This window comes from Microbacterium sp. NPDC089698 (assembly GCF_044749045.1).
Lineage (GTDB): Bacteria > Actinomycetota > Actinomycetes > Actinomycetales > Microbacteriaceae > Microbacterium.
On record NZ_JBIVHE010000003.1, the window covers coordinates 330154 to 351835 of the forward strand.

General features: G+C 70.8%; 15 protein-coding genes. All 15 read right to left on the reverse strand.

What is annotated here, in order from left to right:
* Window positions 1–377: 377 nt before the first annotated feature.
* Window positions 378–629 carry a hypothetical protein gene (locus ACIPY5_RS11495; protein WP_400970668.1) on the reverse strand — a complete coding sequence of 84 codons (252 nt, stop codon included), beginning with the start codon at window positions 627–629 and terminating at the stop codon, window positions 378–380.
* Window positions 626–1066, reverse strand: a complete 441-nt coding sequence (locus tag ACIPY5_RS11500; protein ID WP_400970671.1) for a hypothetical protein — start codon at window positions 1064–1066, stop codon at window positions 626–628. The genes ACIPY5_RS11495 and ACIPY5_RS11500 overlap by 4 nt, the downstream gene beginning before the upstream one ends.
* 17 nt (window positions 1067–1083) lie before the next feature.
* On the reverse strand, window positions 1084–1941 hold the full coding sequence (locus tag ACIPY5_RS11505) for a hypothetical protein (protein ID WP_400970674.1): 858 nt from the start codon (window positions 1939–1941) through the stop codon (window positions 1084–1086).
* A 58-nt stretch (window positions 1942–1999) separates the two neighbouring features.
* Window positions 2000–3445, reverse strand: coding sequence for a glycohydrolase toxin TNT-related protein (locus ACIPY5_RS11510; protein WP_400970677.1), 1446 nt, complete (start codon window positions 3443–3445; stop codon window positions 2000–2002).
* On the reverse strand, window positions 3442–3771 hold the full coding sequence (locus ACIPY5_RS11515; RefSeq protein WP_309339037.1) for a hypothetical protein: 330 nt from the start codon (window positions 3769–3771) through the stop codon (window positions 3442–3444). Before ACIPY5_RS11515 ends, ACIPY5_RS11510 begins: the two co-directional genes overlap by 4 nt.
* A complete protein-coding gene (locus ACIPY5_RS11520) occupies window positions 3771–4172 on the reverse strand; it encodes a YbaB/EbfC family nucleoid-associated protein (RefSeq protein WP_400970681.1) in 402 nt (133 codons plus the stop codon). The genes ACIPY5_RS11515 and ACIPY5_RS11520 overlap by 1 nt, the downstream gene beginning before the upstream one ends.
* A 114-nt stretch (window positions 4173–4286) precedes the next feature.
* On the reverse strand, window positions 4287–5024 hold the full coding sequence (locus ACIPY5_RS11525; RefSeq protein WP_400970862.1) for a hypothetical protein: 738 nt from the start codon (window positions 5022–5024) through the stop codon (window positions 4287–4289).
* Window positions 5025–5362: 338 nt separating this feature from the next.
* A complete protein-coding gene (locus ACIPY5_RS11530; protein WP_400970684.1) occupies window positions 5363–7105 on the reverse strand; it encodes a protein kinase in 1743 nt (580 codons plus the stop codon).
* Window positions 7102–8499 carry an FHA domain-containing protein gene (locus tag ACIPY5_RS11535; RefSeq protein WP_400970687.1) on the reverse strand — a complete coding sequence of 466 codons (1398 nt, stop codon included), beginning with the start codon at window positions 8497–8499 and terminating at the stop codon, window positions 7102–7104. The genes ACIPY5_RS11530 and ACIPY5_RS11535 overlap by 4 nt, the downstream gene beginning before the upstream one ends.
* Window positions 8499–9317: a PP2C family protein-serine/threonine phosphatase gene (locus tag ACIPY5_RS11540; RefSeq protein ID WP_400970690.1), complete on the reverse strand. Its 819-nt coding sequence runs from the start codon at window positions 9315–9317 to the stop codon at window positions 8499–8501. Before ACIPY5_RS11540 ends, ACIPY5_RS11535 begins: the two co-directional genes overlap by 1 nt.
* Window positions 9314–10663 carry an RDD family protein gene (locus ACIPY5_RS11545; RefSeq protein WP_400970693.1) on the reverse strand — a complete coding sequence of 450 codons (1350 nt, stop codon included), beginning with the start codon at window positions 10661–10663 and terminating at the stop codon, window positions 9314–9316. The genes ACIPY5_RS11540 and ACIPY5_RS11545 overlap by 4 nt, the downstream gene beginning before the upstream one ends.
* A complete protein-coding gene (locus tag ACIPY5_RS11550; RefSeq protein WP_400970696.1) occupies window positions 10660–13083 on the reverse strand; it encodes a transglutaminase family protein in 2424 nt (807 codons plus the stop codon). The genes ACIPY5_RS11545 and ACIPY5_RS11550 overlap by 4 nt, the downstream gene beginning before the upstream one ends.
* Window positions 13080–14348 carry a DUF58 domain-containing protein gene (locus ACIPY5_RS11555; RefSeq protein ID WP_400970699.1) on the reverse strand — a complete coding sequence of 423 codons (1269 nt, stop codon included), beginning with the start codon at window positions 14346–14348 and terminating at the stop codon, window positions 13080–13082. The genes ACIPY5_RS11550 and ACIPY5_RS11555 overlap by 4 nt, the downstream gene beginning before the upstream one ends.
* Window positions 14349–14385: 37 nt before the next feature.
* Window positions 14386–15357, reverse strand: coding sequence for a MoxR family ATPase (locus ACIPY5_RS11560; RefSeq protein ID WP_309356830.1), 972 nt, complete (start codon window positions 15355–15357; stop codon window positions 14386–14388).
* 63 nt (window positions 15358–15420) lie between these two features.
* Window positions 15421–21486, reverse strand: a complete 6066-nt coding sequence (locus tag ACIPY5_RS11565) for an Ig-like domain-containing protein (RefSeq protein WP_400970702.1) — start codon at window positions 21484–21486, stop codon at window positions 15421–15423.
* Window positions 21487–21682 lie beyond the last annotated feature (196 nt).

Below are 21682 nucleotides of genomic sequence, written 5' to 3' on the forward strand. Positions count from 1 at the left end.
GCACAGACTCCGGATCCTTGGGGTTCCCCTTCGGGAGCGGATCGATGTGGCCGCGTCGCGAGGCCGCTCTCTTCTCGCCTACGCCCCGGGAAACCCCCGCAGGCGCTCGCGCTCTACAAGATCAGGAAGATCCCGAAGCGCCTCTGCACGCGTGATCTAATGCGGGTTGCTCCCCCCCTCAGACCAATACGCGCCACACCAACGGCAACGCCAGATCGTCGCACCGGGAGGATCGGAATCACCCAGGCGACACGGCTCGCCGAGATCCAAACCACCCCAGTTCGAGCGACACACGCCACATCCCTGCTCTGCCCAGGGGACGACGCGCGACGCGTCACTCATCGGCCCACACCGGATCAGGCGCCCCGTCACTGTTCTCAGCGAACACCCGAGATCCGGTTCCACAGCTCGACCCGATGCACGAAGTCGGCGAGTGCCTCGGCTTCACCTGCGAACTCTCGCACCGACGTCCCCATCACCTGTGCGCGCTCATCCTGCAGGAACGTCGCCCAGACGTCACGGCCTTGGGCGAGCACGACCACGTTCGTGCGGTTGCGCGGATCTGCAAGGAGCACGTACCCCGTGAGGCCTCGCGCCTCGAGATCGAGCTTCACGGTCTCGCGGTTCATGCCTCGCCCCCCAGATCCAGCTCGCGTACCAAGCCAAGACGCCGGTACATCGAAATCGGAAGCGGGAGGGTCAGCAGCATTGCCCCACCCGGATCGCCGAACGCCGGAGCGGCCAGGCCTGCAACGATCGGCGCATCCCACACGTAATATCCGATGTCCACCAGGTCCTCGAGGTCGCGGCGGACGGATGGATCCATCGATCGTTCGTACGCCTCGCGAACGCGTGTGAAATCTCCCACGACCAGGAACTGGTGGTAAGACGCGGGGTTCTCCGCCCAAGGCAACGACCGCGTCTCATAGGCCGCAGGTGTGCCGTTCTGCACGACGTACACGTACCGAGTTGTGATGGCGCCGTACAGGTCCCAGACTTCAGCCCCCGCGGGAATCGGCTCTCGGCTCACCGTCTGTCCGGCGTCATCCGCCCAGAATCGCATCATCTTCATCCTCTGTTGCCTCAGTTCGTCTTCAGCAGTTGCAGCAACCCGGCGAGTGCCACGCTCTCGCTTCCGTACGTCTCCGGTGTTCCGCTGCTACCGGGCCTGGTCGCCGCCCACACCGACCACTCGTCACCCCGCCGCGCGATGCCGGCCCGATCCGTCCTCGGCGCGACGGAGCGTGACGGGAACCAGTCCAGGTCCGTGCCGTCCGTGACGTCGCGCATCGCCGCGACCCGGTCGCTCACGGATCCGTCACCGCCGACGTACGCCGGGCCCGTTGCGAAGAGACTGCCCTGTGCGGACAGTTGCGCTCGCAGTGCCATGACGAGTGGGGAACCCAACTCTCTTCGGTCGTGGCGGGTGTGCACGACGATCGACGAAACGGTCGGAATCAGCAGCAGCGCACCAAGCGGCAGGACCGTGCGCGGAGCGGACGCGAGCCCCGCTGCTTCAAGACCCTGCCACCCCGTCGCCACCACTGCGACGCTGTCGCTCACCACCGGCTCGAAGAGTGCCCCCTCGAGGCTCGGCACGAGCACCGGCGCCTCCAGCACCTCGCGGATGCCCGTGGTCGGAAGCGCCCGCGCCGAAGACGCATCGAGGAACTGCTCCGTCTGCCGGATTGTCGCTCCATGCGGAGCCGCCATCCGGCGTCGCGCGATCGCGCTGGCGAGAGCCAAGGACTCCTCGGCGAACACCACGGACGATCCGCGCAATTCCACCCCGCGCTCATCGCTGTCGACGACCTCGATGTGACGATCCCGCATCCGGAGGATCGTCCGCCCTGCGACGAACATCTCCCCGGGCGGCGGGAACCACATCAGCCCCGTCAATCGCTCGGCCGCATAAGCGCGGAAAGCATCGTCGACGGTCACGGCTTCAGTCCTGCAGCGGTCGTGCGAAGGCTCCGGGCCCTGAAAGGTCATGGTCTCATCATCGCCGAGCCAGGACGCCGAGATCCACCAGCACGTCGACGGGCAAGGGCAGCTCGATCTGCGTTCCTCCACCGTGCGAACCGAACCCCTCCGCGATTGGTCCGCGCCCGGCCTGCTGGCCGAACTGGTAATAGCCCTTGTCGATGAGCTCGTCGACCTTGGCCTGCACCTCGGGCGGCGCCTGGTCGTAGCGAGATCGGACCGAGTCGAGGTCATCTGCGAACTCGTACTGGTGATAATGGTTCGGATTCTCGACATACGGCAGCGAACGCTGATCGTATGAGTAGGGTCCGTTCTCCGGAACCGGCGACGTGTAGCGCCCGTTGTCCGGTCCGTACCGATCCACCACATCGCCGACGCTCGGGGAATGCGCATCCTTTATCGGGTCACCATACCGATACGGGACCGTGGCGGGCGTGAGCTCATATCCGCCCTTGGGTACCTGGCTCCAATCGATCGATCCATCGGGATTCAGAACCGAGGAATCCTTCGGGATCTGGACGTCGTCCGGAAGACGGCCGTCCTTCGCGTACGCGTCAGCGACGTCGTCACCGTATTGCTTGCGCAGATACTTCTCGAGCTCGGCATCCGAGAGCGTGCTCTTCGCGCGGATCTCGTCGATCGTGGGCTTCTTCGGCGGTGCGCCGTCCGGCCCGTGCTTGGGGCCGTCGGGCCCGTGCTTGCCGCCCTTGAGGAGGCTGTCCGCCGTGTCGCCGAATCGAGTGAACAACGCTTTCAGCTTCTCGACCAGATCACCCAGCTTGCGGATCGCCGCGACCATGTCCGGGATCTTCTTCGAGAACTTCGTCGCCAACGCCGCCACCCGCGTCGACGCCTGCTCGATCACCAGCGGCGTCGCCAACCCCAACGACAACACCAGCTCCGCCGCATACGAGATCAACGATCCCACCAGCTGCGCCAGCGCATCCCGCACCATGTCGTGCACGACCTGCACGATCGTCGACGCCATCTGCATGCCCGTCGCAAGGCCGTCTGCCCACGACGCCGCGCCCTTCAGATGCGCCACCACATCCCGCTGGAACGCCAGATACGCCTGCACCGCCGCACCATCAGCCGCGTCCAGATCGCCCAGCACCGTCGCCAGATCCCCCGCCGACTGCCGCAACTGGGTGCCCACGTTCGTCCAGGTCTGCGCGAACCCCGCGACAGCCCCCGAATCGCCCGTCAGATCGTTCAGCCAGCCTTTCAACGGCTGCAGATGCTCCATCAGCCAGCCCAGACCCGCCGCGATCAACGACCCCAGCGGATCCGACACCGCCGCGACCGTGTCCATCACCGCACCGAACGCCGCGAACCCGCCCGCGACCCAATCCCCCGACTTGATCGCGGAGACCAGAGCCTCACCGTCCTCCAGCAGGAACGTGCCCTGCAACGGACTCGTCGTGTTCACCGGACCCGCCACCAGCGGATTCGGCGGCGTCACCGCGACACCCCGTCCACCTGACCGTGCAGCTGCTTGTACCGGGTGGAGAAGTCGTGCTCCATCGCCTCGAAATCACTCACCATCCCGAGGAATTCCGTCTCCGCACGCCCCAGCAGCGCCGACACCGAACTGATCGTGCCCACCGCGACCTGCGACACCGCGACCGCCGGAGGCACCAGGAACGAGCACATCACCCCGAACGCCCCGCCCGTGAGGTTCAACGACCCCGCCGCGTCCTGCGCCAGCCGCACGTCCGACGCCACCCGGGCCACCCGGGTGGCGTGCTGCCGGGCCGTGTCGAAGTCCAGCGCGATCTGATCGCCCATCAGCGGTACTCGATCCCGTCCGGCTTCGGAGCCCGCGCGTCGATCTCGCCGCGCAGGTGCGCGACCGCCGGGTCGTCCTCGCCGAACGCATCCGCCGCGATCCGCCCCGCGCGCGCCCCCGCTGCCTGCTGCGCCCGCCCGGCGGTCTCCACGAGCAGCCGGCCGAGCGCGGCCGGGCTCAGCCGCAGCGCATCGTCGGTCATGGCCACGTCGAGCAGCCGCCCCGATGCGTCCACCACGACCGACAGCTCACGCCGCGGCGAGGACACCCGCTCTCGCACCGCCTCGATCTCCGCCCGCACCGCCGACGCGGCCGCCGCGCGCTGCTGCGCCTGCTCGACTTCACGAGCCAGGCGCTCGCTCACCTCGTCCGCGCTCAGACCATCGAAGAAACCGCTCACTCGCGCCACCCCTCCCCATGCACCACGCGATGCGACGGACAGAACCGTCGCCTCCGAAACAGTACGCCGCCCTCCCCTGCGCTCGCGATGGGGAGAACTCCCCATCGCGAACCGTCAATCGGCGTCAGGGCCATCCGCATCCACCGTGTCGAGGAGCACCAGATCCGCCCGGTCGACCAACCGCGACGCGATCACGTGCTCCACGAGGCGGGCGCGCCGGTTCACCGCGGATCCGCGCGCGCCGCCGCGCATGCCGGGAACACCGATGCGGTCGAACTTCTCGCACACGTTGTCGAGCTTGCGGTTGAAACGCGTGACCGCCCAGCCCAGGCGCGCCGCCGCCTCCGTGCTCGAGGGGATCGCGCTCATCCCGGTGCCGTCGCGTCGCAGCAGCGGCTCGGCGAGCGCGAGCAGCAGCTGCTTCTGACTGAGCGTCAGCGGCACGTCGCCGATGGTCGACTCGCCCGTCACCTCATCGTCCCGGTGGGTTCCGCGGAACGTCGGCTGCGTGGAGTGGACCGTGAACTCGTAGGTCGTGGGGCCGGCCGAGAAGATCACCGAGGTGACCGCGAAGACCAGCGGCAGCCGCGCGCCGGGCGCCAGCCACGCCTGCACGCCTCCCGAGGCGTCGGTCACCGTCGCCTGCAGCCTGCTGCCGATGTTGGCCAGCCACCACAGTCCGCCGATCTCGGCGATCTCGAGGAAGTGCCGGTGCAGGAACAGGTTGTCGTCGATCGCCAGGTCGCCCTCGCGCCCGACCAGGAAACGCCCGCCCGGCTCGATCGGGAAGTACTCCCCCGCGAACTCCACGGTCACCCGGGTCGGCGTCGGCGCCGTGTCGCCGGCGGCCATCGCGGGGTCCGCTCCATCCCCGTCCGGTTCGCCTCCCGTCGTCCCGACCGCCGGCGCTTCCGACGCTTCCTCGGCGTCCAGCGCTTCCGACGTTTCCTCGGCGTCCAGCGCTTCCGGCGTCACCTCGGCGTCCGGCTCGAGCGGATCCCCTGCCATCGCCAGCGCGATCGCCGATGCCTCGACGGCGTCCGTGACCGGCGCATCGGCGGGCACGGACGCGGAGACGGACGGACCTTCCTCGACCACAGGATCCGATGCCGGCTCGGCGCTCATCATGGCCGCGAGCCCGGTCCTCACGCCGTCCACGGGCTCCGGCTTCCCCTGCCGCTCGCGAGCGCTCATGACGTGCATCCTTTCGCGCCGGCCGATGCCGACCCGTTCGCCCGGCGCAGGACGACCTGGATGCAGGTCTTCCCGCCCGGCTGCGCCGGGACCGTGATCTCGGGAGCGTCGACGTTCGTCGGAGTGTCTTCGCCGGCCGCGGTGAAGACGGTCACGAGATACGCGTCGCCCTCCTTGACGCTCGGATTCGTCCAGGTGAAGTGCACGGCTCCCGCGCCATCCGGCGTGCCGGTCACGTCCTTCGGCACGGGGGCGAGATCGGCGAGAGGATCCTGCGGATCCGCGGTCGCCGAGGACTGCGGCTTCGGCTTCGGCCCCTGTGCATTGAGGAGGTTCACGGCGAGCACCGACCCCCCGGCGAGAAGGAGCACCGCCGCGACCGAAAGCACCGCCCACAGCGCTCCGCGACGACGGCCCGCCGCGGCGGGCACGGGCTCGGATGCGACGGCGGCAGGGGGCGGCCGGTCGGCCGGAGAAGGGTCCGGTGTCGCCGCGGCCGCGCTGCCGGGCGGGAGATCCGCGGAGCGCGTCACCGGCGCGAGGGGCGCCGCAGCAACCGCCGCGGCGGCCGGCTCGGGATCCACGACCTGCGGCGGACGCACACGCGTGGCGTCATCGTCCGCGGGCCGGGCGCGGGGGACCTCGATCATCGCATCCGCGCGGGGCGTGACGACGGTGGCGTCGACGTCGGATCCGGTCGAGCTCGGAGCCGGCGGATCGAACCGTGGGCCGGGAAGCGCGGGATCGGTCGGCGACTGCACCGGGCGCGTGGCCGCGGAGGGCCGCGTCGCCGAGGGGTTCGGGTCGATGCTGACGACCTCGCGCACCCGGGTGAGGCCGTCGTCGTCCTCATCCGGGTCCGGGTCGGCCTGGTGCTCGTCCACGATGTCGATCGCGGTCACGGAGTGCGAAAGCTCGATCTGGATCTTCTGCAGGGCGCGCGCGAACGCCACCGCGGAGGGGAATCGATCGGCCGGGTTCTTCGCCATGCCGCGTTCGAGCGCGCGGATCAGGCTCTCCGGCACGTCGGCGCGCCCGAGCGGCGGCACGGGTTCGGTCTCGATCCGCGAGATCAGATCCGCGCCGCTGTTGCGCTGGCCCGCCTTCTCGAAGGGGCTCCGCCCGGTGAGCAGCGAGTAGAGGGTCGCAGCGAGCGCGTACACATCGCTGCGGGCGCTGCTCTGCGGCGGATCGCCGAAGGACTCCGGCGGCGACCACGGGATGGACATGCCCGCCGCCTCGCTGACCGCGCCGGTCGTCGAGGCGATGCCGAAGTCGGTCAGCGCCGGACGGTTGTACGCCGTGACGAGGATGTTCGCGGGCTTGATGTCCCGGTGCAGGACTCCGGCGCGATGCGCGGTCTCGACCGCACCGGCCACCTGCACGCCGACGCGCAGCGCCTCGGCCACGCTGAACGCCTCCTTGCGCGCGCGCTGCTGCAGGTTGGGCCGCGGGCAGTACTCCATCACCAGATACGGGCGCCCGTCGTCGGCCACCCCGGTCTGATAGATCGTGACGATCGCAGGATGCGTGGACAGCATCGCCATCACGTTCGCCTCATCGGCGAACTCCTGCGCCGCGCCCGATGCGAGGCGGTCGGCGAGCAGCACCTTCACCGCGACGCGACGACGCGGCTGCTGCTGCTCGTAGAGGAAGACGTCGGCGAATCCGCCCGTTCCCAGCGGCTCGACGAAGTCGAAGCCCGCGAGCTGCGGCGGCGGAGACGGCGGCCTGCTCATGGCAGGTCCTCGAAGGCGATGGTCACCCCGTCGCCCAGATCGATCACATCACCGGTGACGACGATCGTGGGCTCGCCCGGGTGCAGCCGCACCGGGTCGCTGGCGTTGCGCAGCAGCGTGGATCCGTTGGTGGTGTGCAGATCCATCACGACCACGGCATCCGACTCGGGACGGATCTCGAGATGACTGCGCGAGATGTCCTGCTGCGGGCTGTCGACGGCCACGAGGTGAGGAAGGCTCGTGCCGCTGGATCGGGTCGAACGCGGTCGGCGGCCGATCACGACCGTGCGATCGAGGTCGACGACCTGTCCCGTCGACAGCCGGATCCGCGGAGTCGGCACGGACGGCTCGGACGCGGGAGCCGCCGGGATCGATGCGAAGACCGGGTCGTCGGCGGAGGCGTCCCCGCGCAGCGCACGGGCCTGCGCGAGCGAGATCGTCGCGCCGTCGTGGTCCCCATCGTCCTCGGCGACACCGTCCGAGAGCGGGGCGGCGGGGCGCAGGTCGAGCGTATGCCCGCCCTCGAGTGGAGGGATGACGGTGGCGTCGACGGCGGGCACGACCGTCGCGGACACCGGCGGCGCCGAGATCACGGTGTCGTCGACGTCGTCGGCAGGCTCGGAGGCCCGGACGGGTTCCTGGATCGCGACGGGCTCCGGCTCCGGCTCCGGCGCGAGCTCAGGCTCAGGCTCGGGCTCGGACTCGGGCTCGGGCTCGGGCTCGGGCTCGGGCTCGGAGGGAGCATCCACTGCGGCCTCCGCCACCGGTACCGCGGCGGCCTGACGCCAGTACTCCGGCTCCGCCTCGAACTCGCTCTCCTGCTCCGGCCCGGACTCTGGCTCGGGCTCGACTTCCGGCTCGGGCTCGAGCTCGGGCTCAGGCTCCGGCTCCGGCTCGGCTTCGGGCTCCGGCTCGGGCTCTGGCTCGGGTTCCGGCTCGACGGCCGTCGGCTCGGGGCGCTCCCCGAAGCGGGACGCCGCCGCGCGGACCACGCCCGCGACGATCGGGAGCGACGCGTCGGCGTCGTCGACCTCCTGCAGCACCAGCTCGCCGCCGGTCGCGCCCGGCACGAATCGTTCGGACCAGGTCGTGACCTCGGCGCCGCTGATCTCATGCACCTCCGCGGCGAAGACCCGCGCCGTCACCCGGCCGCGCACGGCGACGCGGGCGTCTTCTCCCTCGTGCACGATGGCCGCGAACGGCGGGATCGCGGCGAACGATCCGCCGCCCGCCGCGGTGAGCACATCCACGATGCCGGAGAAGTCGTCGTCGCCGGATCCCACCCGCTCCCAGAGCGTCGAGATCAGCGCACCGGACGCGTCCGGCGGCAGCGCGACAACGGCGCGCGGTCCGACCAGCAGATACCAGTCCCCCGATGCGTACACGGCATCCATCACTGCATCCCCCCCATTGCCTCGGCACGCGGGCGCGTATCCGAGTCGATGTCGTCGAAGCCCCCGGTGTTCGCACCGCTCGAGCGGGCGCTCACGTGGATCGCGTCGACGACGACGGCCGTCACGTTGTCGCGCCCGCCGAGCTCGAGCGCCCGGGCGACCAGCCGCTCGGCCGCGGCCTGCGGATCCTCGAAGATCGCGAGCATCTCGCTCAGCTCCCGATCGTCGACCTCGGAGCTCAGCCCGTCGGAGCAGATCAGGATCCGGTCCCCGGCCGCGGCGGGGATCATCCAGAAATCGGCTTCCCCGGTGCTTCCCGCGCCGATCGCGCGCGTGATGATGTTGCGACGGCGATCGTGGCGCGCCTCGCTTGCGCGCAGCTCGCCGGCGTCGATGAGCTCCTGCACGACCGAGTGGTCGACCGAGATCTGCTCGAGTGCGCGATGCGCGTAGCGGTACGTCCGCGAATCCCCGATGTTCATCGCGAGCCAGTATCCGGCCCCATCGACCTCCGCGATCGCGACGCCGCTGAGGGTGGTGCCGGCCCCGGCAGAACCGTCGTGCGCGATGGCCTCGACGGCCGTCCTCGCGTGCGCCAGCGCGAAGCCGACGTCGTCGATGGTGAGCACCGTGCGGCCGAGCAGCGATTGGAACTCCCGCACCACCATGCTGCTCGCACGGTCTCCCGCCTGGTGCCCGCCCATGCCGTCGGCGACCAGGAAGAGCGGGGCCTGCGCCAGATGCGAGTCCTCGTTGTGGGCGCGTTTGAGGCCCGTGTCCGTGGCGGCGCCGACGCGCGCGACGATGGGCGCGATCATGCGTAGCCTCCGACCGTCACGATCCGCTCGCCGATCTCGATCGCGTCGCCGAGACGGATCCGCACGCGCTCCCCGGGCGGGCAGGCGATGCGCACGCCGTCGCGCACGACGGTCGTGCCGTTCGTGGAATGCCGATCGCGCACCCAGCCTCCCGAGGTCTCCGCCGCCGCCTCGAAGTGGGTCTTCGACAGCGACAGGGTCTCGTCGCGCACCACGACCACGGCCGCACCGGGCTCGGCGGCGGGATTCCGCCCGAAAAGGGTCCGTCCCGACACGATCGCCCGGACACCGTCGTCCCAGACGAACAGCAGCCGGTGACCGGGGATGCTGATGCGCGTGTCCTCCGCGTCGTCGTCCTCGGCGTCCCACGCGGCGGGGCTCGGCGCGGCACCAGCGGCACCAGCGGCACCGGCCGGCGCCGTTGCGACCGTCGCGGTGGGCGCCGTCGCGGGCTCCTCGACAGGATCCGGCACCGGGGCCGCCGCAGACGCGACCGGCGTGACGGGGGCGGACGATGCCTCAGGACCGGTGACGGGAGTCGGCGCCGGGGCGGCGACCGGCGCCGACGGGCTGATGCCGGGCACCGTGGTGATCATCGCCTCCTCGGCGGAATCCGCGACCTGCGGCTGAGCCGCCTGCGGCTGCACCACCTGCGCCGGCGCTACCTGCGGCGGGGAGACAGCGGGTGCTGCGGCGGGCACGGCGGCAGCGCCGACCGGGTCGCCCGGGCGCGGTGGCAGCGACGTCACGGTGGCACCGTCGGGGTCGTCCCACGACGCGACAGGGGCGACACCTGCGACAGGGGCGACGTCCGCGACAGGGGCGACCGGCGCGGCGGGAACGGCAGCCGACGCCGAGTGCGGCGCGGCGGGTGCAGGCGCGGCGGCGCCCCGGACGTCGAGCACGATCGCGCCCGCCGCCTTGTCGTGCCAGCCCTGGAACAGACCGGATCCGTCGAACAACGGGGTGAAGTACCCGACCACGATCGCGGCACTCAACCCGAAGACGATGGCGCGCAGCAGCGCGCGCCCGAAGCCGAGCGGGGCGCCGGTGTCGGCGCGCACCAGCCGCAGCTTCATGACGCGCATGCCGACGGATCCGCCCCCGCCCTGCATGACGCAGAGGACGAGGAACCAGGCCAGCGCCACGACGAGCGTCGCCCCGATGCCGAGCACGAGACCGCCGGCGCGCGCCGCGGCGTTCTCCTGTGTCAGCCCGGGCAGCGTGGTGGCGAGTGTCACGCCGTAGCCGACGATCACGATGAACGCGGCGATCGCGCCGTCGATGAGGCAGCCGATCGCACGGCGCGCGAGCGGTGCGATCGACCCGGCCTGGCTCGTGGTCATGGGGTCTCGCTCTCGGATGCGGGGCCGGCAGGGCGTGGTCCGCGCCGGCGCGGGCTGCTCTTGATCGTGCCAGGTGTCGTCGTCCCGGCGCCAGAGGATCCGGTTCCGGGCCGGCGGATCCGCTCCGATGCCGCATCCCGGAGCCCCTGCACGCCCGCCGACAGGCGCGACCCGCCCAGGAGCGAGCGCAGGCTGAGCCGGGCGAGCAGACGGCGATGCCACTTCGCGTCCTTGCCCAGGCCGGCCACGATGCCGTCCACCTCCTGCCAGAACGCGTCCACGTCCTCCTCGGTGGGCTCGGACGGGCCGAACACCTGTGCGTCCGCATGATCCGCGAGCACGGTCACCGCGGGCACCGTGAGGGCGGTCGCGACCGTCCTCGCCTCCTCGGCCCGCGTGGCACCGGCGGGGATCCGCGCGCCGTAGTCCACGGCGCGGTCGGTGAGCTCGTCCCAGCCGCCGCTGATGCGGTCGGCCGTCTGCTCGGCGGCCCGGCGCTTGCGACGGCGCGTGGCTTTCCATGCGCCGATCACGATGAAGGGGGCGGCGAGGATCGCGAGCACCAGCAGCACGCTTCCGCCGATCGCGAGCACCGCGCCGATGATGCCCAGCAGGTTGTTGGGGCCGTCCTGCGCGCCGCGCTGATCCGGCACGGTCGGCGGCAGGTCGACCGGCTCCTGCGGCGGAGGCGGCGGCTGCAGCACCTGCGGCTTGGGTACAACCTTCGGCTTGGTGATCTGATCCTGCGGGACCTTGTCCTTCGGCGGGGTCGGGTCGAACGCCACCCAGCCCGCCTTCGCGAAATTCACCTCGACCCAGGCGTGCAGGTTGTCGCCGTTGGCGGAGAACGTGCCCGTCTTGCCCTTGTCCGGGTAGAAGCCCATCACCACGCGCGCCGGGATCCCCAGCGATCGCGCCGCGAGCGTCATCGCGACCGCGTACTGCTCGTCGTCGCCGATCATCTGCTCGCCGCCGATGAGCGTCGAGATGCGCTCCTCCGTGTGCCCGGCCCGACTGAGCGCCTCGCCCTCCAGGCCGTGGCTGAAGAACCCCTCCTCGGAGAACTTCTTCACGAGGGCCCGCACCTGCGCGATGGGGGTCTTCGCGTCGGCCACGACGTCGCTCGCGAGGGCGGAGAGCTTCTCCGGTCCCTCGACCTGCTTCGGCATCGACACCGTGCCGAAGTCGAGCCCCTCGAGCTCCTTGTCGGACCAGGTCTTCGGGATCGTGGTGTCGACGGTGTACGTGTCGCCCTTGCGCAGCTTCGAGATCGCGACCGCGGTGCCGGTGGACTCGTTGTAGTAGGCCCCGCGGCGCAGCGCGTCGGCGTCGGATCCGCCGAAGGTGAACTTCTGCACCTGGCCGGCATCGGGCACCCAGACCGCCGAGTACTGGTCCATGGTGAACTGCAGATGCGCGACGGAGCCGGTCGCATCCGCCGACATCGCGTCGCGGATCGGACCGAAGGCGCCCGAGGAGCCGACGCCCTTGTCCGAGACGTCGTAGACCACGCCGTTGTAGTCGTCCATCGTGCCGATGCGGATCCGTGCGCCCTCGGGCAGGCCCTTCACCGTGAACAGGCTGTCCTTGCGATGATCCTTCACGTAGCCGCGGTACGCCTGCAACGGGCTCGCGTACTGGTGCACGTCGAAGGGCGGCAGCACCACATCGCGGAAGACGTGGCGGGGTTCGGCGAGCGTGGTGGCGGCCGCGGCCCCGGTTCCGGCGAGCGCCGCGACCACGAGCACCGCCGCTCCCGCGAGCAGGCGCCGTCGGCGCAGCGCGTGGGAACGGGATCCGTCGGCGTCCACCGACACGGCGGCTTCGGCGGATCCGCCGAGCCCGCGCAGCGCCAGCCACGCGACCGCGACGATCGCGAACACGACGCCCTGCACGAGGGGGACCGCGGGCTGCGGCACGCCCATCGCGATGACGAGCACGAGATGCACGCCCGCGGGGATGAGCGCCCAGGTCGGCCGGCGCAGGCGCAGCGCGAGCGAGGCGGCGACGGTCGTGAGCACGAGCGCCGACAGGAACGGCACGAGCCCGTACCCGTCGCCCACGGCCACCGGAGCGACCGTGGTGAGCATCGCCTTCCAGCTCGTGACGGCTCCCGCGGCGAGCCCTCCGAGCGTCTCACCCGTCGGGATCACTCCGAGGATCGTGGTGCTCGGCAGCGCGAGCGCGCCGCCGAACACGAAATAGGCGAGGAGCGTGAAGCCCGCGACGACGAGGATCCCCCAGCCGCGCCACGCGCACAGGAGGGCGATGCCCAGTCCCAGCAGGAGGCCGCCGAGCGCGGCGGGGAGGTAGGACCCGCCGGCGAACGACGGCCACCAGCCGACGACGCCGACGCCGAGGAGCAGCGCGACCGCGGCGAGGTCGACGAGCGTGCGGCGCAGCGGGAGCGGCCGGGTCATGCGAGCACCTTCCCGAGAGCCAACGGCAACTGCTCGAGGGTGCCCACCGTGATGACATCCGCCTCGCCGATGCGCCGCAGCGTGGGCGTCGCTCCGCGCTGGGCGACGATCGCGAGCACCCGGGATCCGAACGGGAGCCGTGCGCAGGCGGTGCGCATCTCCTCCGCGCTCGTGCGCGCACCGCACACCAGCACGACGACGCTCGACAGCGGCATGTGCGCGGCGACCACGCCGGCGAGGGCGGAGAGGCCGCCCTCCTTCGCCCGGCTCTCCTCGACCCCGGCCAGCGAGTCGAGCAGCTGCTTGCCGGTGCCGGACGGCAGGGCGCGGCCCTGCACGCGGAGGTCGACGTGCTGCGAGTCGCGGATCGCGCGCAGGCCCACGGATCCGGCGAGCGAGATCGCCAGCTCGAACTCCTCGGGATCGGCGTAGTCCCCCGCGGACCGGCTGAGTCCGATCACGAAGTGGGAGCGGCGGGTCTCCTCGTACTGCCGCACCATGAGCACGCCCGTGCGCGCCGAGGAGCGCCAGTGCACGCGCCGCAGGTCGTCACCGGGCTGATACTCGTTCAGGGCGTGGAAGGACACGTCGTCGCGGGACAGGTCCGATGCCGGGAGCCCCTCGAGGTCGCGCAGGAATCCGAGCGACTGCCCGTCGAACACGATCGTGCGCGGATGCACGAAGAGGTCGATGGGGTCGTCGCGGCGGTGCGCGCGTTCGAACAGCCCGAGCGGGTCGCCGCGGACGACGCTGACCGGTCCGACCGAGACCACGCCGCGGCGGTGCGTGGGAATCGCGAACAGCTCCTCGGCCTCCTCGCCCGGCGCAAGGCGCTTGATGCCGAACTCGCCGCGACCGCCGCCGACCGGCAGCACCACGCGGGAGGGCAGGATCGCCCTGCTCCCGCGGTTCGCGAGGGTCAGCGCGCCGACGGCGCGCTCGCCGACCACGACCCTGGTGCGGGCGAGATCGAGGTTCACCTCGTAGGCCGTGCGTCCGATGAGGAACAGGGCGCACAGCGCGAGCACGACCGCGAGCACGAGCGCGATCACCGCGAACTCGATCCAGCCCAGGGGCAGAGCGACGACCAGGCAGCCGAGCGCGATCGCGGCGAGAACCCAGGCCAGCGGGCGCACCGCGCCGGCCATCAGCCGCAGCCGGCCGCCGATGCGCGCGAGCAGCAGCGCGGCGATGTCGCGCCAGCCGGCCTCGCGATCGGCCCCGGCCGGACGGTCGGTTCCGCGCGTCTCAGCGGTCGTGGTCATCGTCGTGCTCTCCGTCTTCCTGCGGCCCGGGTGCGGCTCAGGCCGCGGCGCGCGCCTGCGGGGCGGCGACCTTCTCGACGACACGGGCGATGACGGTCTCGGGGGTCGTGCCGGCGAACTCGGCCTCGGGGTCGAGCAGCAGGCGGTGCAGCCACACGGGCCGCGCGAGCGCCTTCACATCGTCGGGCAGCACGTAGTGGCGTCCCTGCGCGGCGGCCCACACCTTCGCGATGCGCACCATCGCGAGCGCCCCGCGCACCGAGACGCCGAGACGGATCGCGGTGTCGGCACGGGTCGCCTCGACGAGCTCGGCGATGTAGCGCAGCACGGCCGGCTCGACGTGCACGGCCGCGGCGAGATCGGCCATGTCGGCGACCGCGCTCGTGGTGATGACGGGAGTGAGCTTGGCGGAGGGGTTGCGGTCGGCGGCGCCCGCGAGGATCGACGCGGTGACGTCGAGGTCGGGGTAGCCGATCGAGGTCTTGATCAGGAAGCGGTCGAGCTGCGCCTCGGGCAGCTTGTACGTGCCCGCCTGCTCGATCGGGTTCTGGGTGGCGATCACGAGGAAAGGCCGGCCCGCCTCGTGCGCGACGCCGTCCACCGTGACCCGCGACTCCTCCATGACCTCGAGCAGCGCCGACTGCGTCTTCGGCGAGGCGCGGTTGATCTCGTCGGCGAGCACGATCGAGGCGAACACCGGACCGCGATGGAACTCGAAGGTGTGCGTGTTCTGGTCGTAGATCGTCACACCGGTCACGTCGGACGGGAGCAGGTCCGGCGTGAACTGGATGCGCGAGCTGGTGCCCTGGACGGTTGCGGCGAGCGCCTTCGCGAGGCTCGTCTTGCCGGTGCCCGGCGCGTCCTCGAGGAGCACGTGCCCCTCGGCCAGCATCGAGGCGAGCACGAGGCTCACCACGTCGCGCTTGCCCTGCAGCGCGCGGTCGACGTTGTCGGCGAGGCGGCTGAAGGTGCCCTGGAACCAGGCTGCCTGTTCGGGGGTCATCGTCATGTGTGGATCCTCTGGATTTCGTTCAGATCTGATGCTGTCGTCAGGCCGCGGCGTCCGCCGCGGCTACGCATGCGGCCAGTAGTTCTTCTCGGTGTCGACGGATCCGCCCCAGCCGGCGATGTCCACCCATACGTCGACGCCGTCCCTGCCCTTCCAGCAGCCGAGCTGCTGCGAGCCTGCGCCGTTGAAGTTGATGCGGTAGCTCGCCGACCCGATCTGACCGTCGGCGCTGGAATGGCAGGTCACGGTGTAGCTGCCGATGTTGAGGTTCTGCCAGTTCACGACGAAGTAGCGGCACCCGTTCACGCAGCCGCTGCCGGCCGGATCGCCCTGGGTCACCCAGACGCGCGGCGGCGGCGGGTCGTTGGTGCGAGCGGAGGCGACGGCTTCACTGGACCAGTGGCCCTCCGAGTCCTGCGCGCGCACCTTGATCGTGTGCGTCGTGGAGTACGCCGAGCCGCTGGTCTGCGTGCCGCTGCGGCCGACATTCTGCCAGCCTCCGCCGTCGATGCTGATCTGCATCACGTCGATGGGACGGCCGTTGTCGGCCGGCGCCGACCAGCCCATCGTCACGGTCGTGCCGTTGTTCGTGGCGCTCGCGCCCGGTGTGTTGACCGGGCCGTAGGGCCGCACTCCCGATTTGGACCCTGCAGCACCCGGCTGCGACTCCTGTCCGCCGACGACCGAGTAGGCACGCACCTCCACGGTGTAGGTGCCGTTGTTGGCCGCGGGGATGTCCGATCCGTTCCAGCTGCGCACCCAGCCGTTGCCGATCGAGTACTCGTAGTGGATCTCGCCGGGGCTCGCGCCGTTCGTGTCCGCCAGGTTGTACGCCACCTGGATGTTGTTGTTCTGCTCGACCACGCTCGTGAGCGTCGTGGCGCCGGGCTGCCCGAACGCGCGCCGGGCGTTCGAGATCCCCGACCAGGCGCCGGGGCCGGCCTTGTTGTTGCCGCGCACCTGGAACGTGTAGTCCGAGGACGAGTTGTCCACGGTCACGGTCTGCGTGTTCAGCGTGCCCGGTACCTTCACCGTGTTCACGAGCTGTCCGCCGCGGAGCACCTGCAGGTCGTAGCTCGAGATCGCGTCACCGTTCTGCCCGGCGGCCGTCCAGGTCACCGTCATCTGCGACTGCGGGCCGACCGAGGGCGCGCTCTGCGCGTTCGGGGTGCCCGGCGCCGTCGGCGGTCCGGCCGGGACCTCCGCGGCCGACCACCCCGACCAGGTCGACGGTTCCGGTGCGTCGTTCACGGCCTGCACGCGCACCTGGTAGTTGGCGCCGTTCTCCAGCCCGTCCCACTTCAGGCTGTTGCCGGAAACGCCGGTCTTCGTCGCGACGCCGCTCGGCGGCGCCGGCGAGATCTCCAGGTTGAACGATTTCACCGGCGAACCGGGGGTCGTCGGGGTCTGCCAGTTCACCTGCAGCGACTTGTCGCCGAACTTCAGCGTCGGCGGGTTCGGGGTGTCGGGGCGCGCATCCGGACGGGCCTCCTGCGAGACCGGGGACGGCTTGCTCTCGCCCACGCGGTTCGTCGCCGTCACCGCGAACGTGTACTTGACGTTGTTGGTCAGGCCTTCCAGCGTGCAGGTCGTCGACAGGCACTGCTTGGTGTAGCCGCCCCCGCTCGTCGCCTTGACCGTGTAGCCCGAGATCTCGGCGCCGTTGTTCGACGGCGCCGACCAGTTGAGCACCACGGTGCGGTCCTGCACGCTCGTCACCTGCGGCGCACCAGGGGCGTCCGGGATGCCCTGCACCGTCACGACGATGCGGCCGTCGACCTCGCGGTCCGGATCCTTCGTCGCGTCCTGCACCCGGTAGGTCGCCACGACCTGCCCGACGAAGTCCTTCGAGGGGGTGATCACGACGTTGTCGCCCTGCACCGCGGAGGCCGCGGAGCCGGTCTGCACGCCGACGGAGAGGACCTTCAGCGGCTTGTCCGGGAAGGGGTTGACGTCGTTCTGCAGCACGGGGATCGTGATGGGCTTGCCCTGGTCGGCCTGAGCGACCGTGTCTTCGTTCGCGACCGGAAGAGAGCGCGTCGACGCGGAGACGGTCACGTTGACGGTGCCGGTGACAGGTTCGGTCTTGCCGTCCGTGACGGTCAACCGCACGGTCGTGGCCGTGCCCTTGGGCGCGTTCGAGTCCGCCTGCACCTTGAGCGTGGATCCGTCCAGGCTCGCCGTGACGCCGTGATCCGGCTGTCCCGTGATCGCGAACTTCAGCTTCTTCGCGTCCTCCGGATCCGGATCCTTCGCGAGTGCGGCGAGATCGACCTTCTGCTCCGGCTCACCAGGGGCGACGGAGACCTGCGCGTTCGTGAACGTCGGCGGCTGGTTGTCGGGTGGCAGCACGGTGATCGGCAGGCTCAGCATCGCCTTGCGACCCTTCGGGTCGTCGGGGCCGGTGCCGTCGGTCACCTCGAAGGTGACCGCGTCGTCGCCGAAGTAGCCCTGCTTCGAGGTGTAGACGAGCGTGTGCTCGTCCTTGATGAGCGGGGCCCCGTTGCCGTTCACCGCGCTGACCTTGTCGGCCTGCGTGATGCGCACCTCGCCGCCGCCGGCGACGGTGACGTACTGGGAGAGCGGGAGCTCCTTGGTCTCGCCGCTCTTGACCTCGACCGGCTTGGTGCTCACGAGCGTCGGCGCGAGCTCGGAGAGCGCGGGGACGAAGATGAACGCCGAAGCGGTCAGATTGTCGCGATCGGTCACGGTGTACTGCACGAGCTGGCGCTGCTCGCCGACCGTCACCTGGATCTTGCGGTTCGGCAGCACCTTGGCGTTCGGGTCGTCGGTGGTGAGCTTGAGCTCGTCGACGACGCCGTCCGGATCCTCGTCGTTGTCGAGCACCGGCACCTCGACCTGCAGGCTCTTGCCCTTGAGGTCGCTCGCCTGCACCCGGTCGTCGCGGGCGATCGGCGGCACGAGAGGCACGTCGTCGGCGACCGTGATCTGCACCGGCGCGGTGGCGGTCGCGCCCTTGTCATCGGCGATCGTGTACTCGACGGACGTCTGCAGCGGCCTGTCCGGCGCCGTGATCAGCACCCGATCGCCGGAGACCTCGGCCTTGAGCCCGTCGACGCCCTGCGGGAGGGTGATGCCCTTCTTGAGCAGGCCGATCGGATCGCCGTCCGGATCCGAGTCGTTCGCCAGCACCGCGACGCCGACCGTGCGGCCGGGGCGCGTGACGATCGAGTCCTTCACCGCGTACGGGGCCTGGTTGGTGCCCGCGCTCGGGGCGATGCCGACGCGGATGGTCGCCGTCGCCTCCTTGCCGAGCCGGTCGCGCACCCGGTAGGTGAAGGCGTCGATGCCGTTGCCCTTGTCGAACGCCTGATACGTGAGGAAGTTCGTGCCGACCTCCGTCACCTTGCCCTGCTTGGGCGCGGAGTCGAGTCCGACGAGCTCGACCGAGTCGCCCTCTGCGTCCAGCCCGTCCAGCGGCACCGCGATGCGCACGCTCGTGCCGCTGAGCGCGCGCACCGTGAGATCGTGCGGCCTGGGGGCGGTGTTCGTCTTCTCGTCGACGGGGAGGATCTGGATCGTGATGTATCCGGCGGCCTTCTGCCCGTTCGAGTCGATCGCCTCGTACGTGGCGTAGACGGTACGAGGGGTGTCACCGGCACGGAAGCGCACCGTGTCCTGCGAGACGAACGCCTCGCCGAACTTCGGGTCCACGAGCGGCTCGATCAGCTTCGGCGCGACGTGCAGCGTCGTCCCGGGCGCGTGCTTGTCGTTCGCGAGCACCGGGATGGTGACCACGTCGCCCGCGCGCACGACGGCGGTGTCCTCGACGGCGGTCGGCGGGTCGAGCTTGCTCGGCGCCGGGATCGGGATGACGATCACGTCGCCGTCGGCCGTCTTGGATCCGTTCGAGATGCGGTACTTGATCCGCACCTCCTTGTCGAGGTTGCCCTGATCGGTGACCCGCAGCGTCTCGTGGTTGAGCACCGACACGGCGACGCCGCTGTGCGGCTCCACCGTGACCGACTGCACCACGAGGATGCCTCCGGCGGGGTCGATGTCGTTGTTCAGCACGCCGACGAGCACATCGCCGCCCGTGGGCAGCAGCGCGACGTCGCGCACGGCGATCGGCGCCCCGGCCTCGGCCGTCTTGTCGAGCACGTCCACGCGGACGAGGCCCGGCACCGCGTTCGGGCCGGCACTGGCGAGGTACTGCATGTAGTAGGTGCCCGGTGCGTCGGCCTGGAATGTGAAGGTGCCCTCCGCGAAGTTCGGGGTGATCACCGCGCCCGGCGTCTCGTCCACGCGGGTGAGGCGCAGCGGCTCGCGTCCGGAGCTGGAGTCGTTCAGCAGCGGCGAGACCGTAACCTGCTCGCCCGCCCGCGTGACGACGTGGTCGGCGTTCGTCTTCGGCTCGGTGGTGCCGGCCGGACGGATGTCGAGGCGGATCGTGCCGGTGGTGAACTCGCCCATCGCGTCGGCGACGGTGATCCGGATCTCCTTGCGGCCGGGCAGGCTCGCCAGAGCACGGTAGGTGAGCTGCCCGTCGGGGGTGAAGTCGACCTGGTCGCCGGGGGCGGCCTCGACGTCCTTCAGGTAGACGTCGTCGCCGTCGGGGTCGATCCAGTCCGGCAGCGCGTTGTACGTCGCGGTGCCGCCGGCTTCGATGAGCACCCCTGGCACGCGCTTCTGCTTGGGCGGCGCGTTCACGCTCCAGTCGTGCACCGTGAGCGCGGCCGTCGCGGTCGCCGTGCCACCGCGGCCGTCATCGGCCTGGTACTGGAACGAGGCGGATCCGGTGGCGTTCTCCGGCACCGCGATCTGCAGCGCGCCGCCGTTGTTGATCGGCTGCACGTCGCCGAGCGACGGCTGCTCCTGGGCGAGCGAGGCGACCAGCACGTCGCCGTCCGCGTCGGTGTCGTTGTCGAGCACCGGCAGCATCGTGGTGCGGCCGGGGCGCACTCCGAACTCGTCGTTGTTCGCGACCGGAGGCGTGTTCTCGGGCGTGCGCTTGGGCAGGGTGGTCTCGACCTGGTCGTCGGTGGTCTGATCCTGCTGCTGGGAATCGCCCTCCGGAGGCACGATGTCCTGCCAGTTGTCCACGCGCTGCAGGTTGTCGGTCGCCATCCACGCCGCGCCGCCCGCGGTGTCGTTGAGGACCACGACGTCGCGGTTCACGCGGAACACCAGCGAGGTGCTGCTCTCCGCGCCGTCGATCGTGGTCTTGAGGTCGTTGGCGTCACCGATGCAGTCGCGGAGGAACTTCGCGGATCCGCCCCACGCCGCGTAGGTGCAGCCGTTCAGGGAGACGGGCGCCGCGGGGGCGCCGGTCCCGCCGACGTCCTGCACCTTCGGCGCGGATCCGTCCAGCGGCACGTCGATGAGCGCGTCGGCGGTGGCGAGCACGGCGGACGCGTTCTCGGCCGAGGGCTGCTGCAGGATCGCGGCGTCGAGGTCCTTCACCTCGGATCCGGTCAGCTCCGTGCGGTGACCGCCCGCGAACACGGTCTTCGCCTTGGCGTCGAGCACGACGGGGGTGCTGCCGACGACGGTGATCGTGGGCTTGGCGCCCTCCGCGAGTTCGATGCCCTCGGTGGACGGCGGCTGTGGATCGCCCTGAGCGTCGACGTGCACCGTGACGACGTTGCGGTTCTTGGCGGAGACGGCGTAGACGGTGCCGTCCTTGCCGACGGTGACGTCGGCGTTCGGGCCGAGCGTCGCCTGCGGATCCTTGCCCGCGGCCTTGAAGCCGTTCAGTCCCGAGGACGGGACGACCCAGAGCTTGCCGTCCTTCGGATCCAGGATCGCGACGGTCGAGCCGCCGAGCACCGACTTCGCCCCGCCGGGGACGAGCACGGCGTCGCTGAGCACGACGCGGGCCGGGTCGACACTGGTGACGGTCGAGGCGGTGCGGTCGGTGACGAGCACGATGCCGCCGGACTGCTCGACGTCGTAGTTCTCGCCGGCGGTGCGCAGGCCTCCGTCGAGCAGGCGCGACTCGTTGTTGAAGTGGCCGACCATGAGGCTCGAGGTCTTGGTGAGCCAGACGCCGCCGTCGTGCAGATCGACCTCGGCGGTCGGGTTGCCCTCATACGCGAACGCCATGCCGGTGACCGCGATCGCGGCGGCGCTCACGGCGGCGACGGACGCGAGTGTCTTGGGTCGCATCCGCAACCACGCGAACGACTTCACCACGTATTCCCCCCGGATGGACAGCACAGCGCCCCCATGCAGAACTGTCAGGGGACTCCAAGAGTGTAAACCGCGATCCTGGAAGCGCTCGATGGGGAGAACTCCCCATCGAGCTGCCCCGCCACCCCTCCGCGAGACTCCATCTGGGCGACGAGACTGCGGTTCTGGCGTG

Excerpts from the sequence above, each read along its gene's own strand:
- ACIPY5_RS11495 (WP_400970668.1), bottom strand. The coding sequence starts at position 629 with ATGAACCGCGAGACCGTGAAGCTCGATCTCGAGGCGCGAGGCCTCACG.
- ACIPY5_RS11500 (WP_400970671.1), bottom strand. The coding sequence starts at position 1,066 with ATGATGCGATTCTGGGCGGATGACGCCGGACAGACGGTGAGCCGAGAG.
- ACIPY5_RS11515 (WP_309339037.1), bottom strand. The coding sequence starts at position 3,771 with ATGGGCGATCAGATCGCGCTGGACTTCGACACGGCCCGGCAGCACGCC.
- ACIPY5_RS11525 (WP_400970862.1), bottom strand. The coding sequence starts at position 5,024 with ATGGCCGCCGGCGACACGGCGCCGACGCCGACCCGGGTGACCGTGGAG.
- ACIPY5_RS11530 (WP_400970684.1), bottom strand. The coding sequence starts at position 7,105 with ATGAGCAGGCCGCCGTCTCCGCCGCCGCAGCTCGCGGGCTTCGACTTC.
- ACIPY5_RS11535 (WP_400970687.1), bottom strand. The coding sequence starts at position 8,499 with ATGGATGCCGTGTACGCATCGGGGGACTGGTATCTGCTGGTCGGACCG.
- ACIPY5_RS11540 (WP_400970690.1), bottom strand. The coding sequence starts at position 9,317 with ATGATCGCGCCCATCGTCGCGCGCGTCGGCGCCGCCACGGACACGGGC.
- ACIPY5_RS11545 (WP_400970693.1), bottom strand. The coding sequence starts at position 10,663 with ATGACCACGAGCCAGGCCGGGTCGATCGCACCGCTCGCGCGCCGTGCG.
- ACIPY5_RS11550 (WP_400970696.1), bottom strand. The coding sequence starts at position 13,083 with ATGACCCGGCCGCTCCCGCTGCGCCGCACGCTCGTCGACCTCGCCGCG.
- ACIPY5_RS11555 (WP_400970699.1), bottom strand. The coding sequence starts at position 14,348 with ATGACCACGACCGCTGAGACGCGCGGAACCGACCGTCCGGCCGGGGCC.
- ACIPY5_RS11560 (WP_309356830.1), bottom strand. The coding sequence starts at position 15,357 with ATGACGATGACCCCCGAACAGGCAGCCTGGTTCCAGGGCACCTTCAGC.
- ACIPY5_RS11565 (WP_400970702.1), bottom strand. The coding sequence starts at position 21,486 with ATGCGACCCAAGACACTCGCGTCCGTCGCCGCCGTGAGCGCCGCCGCG.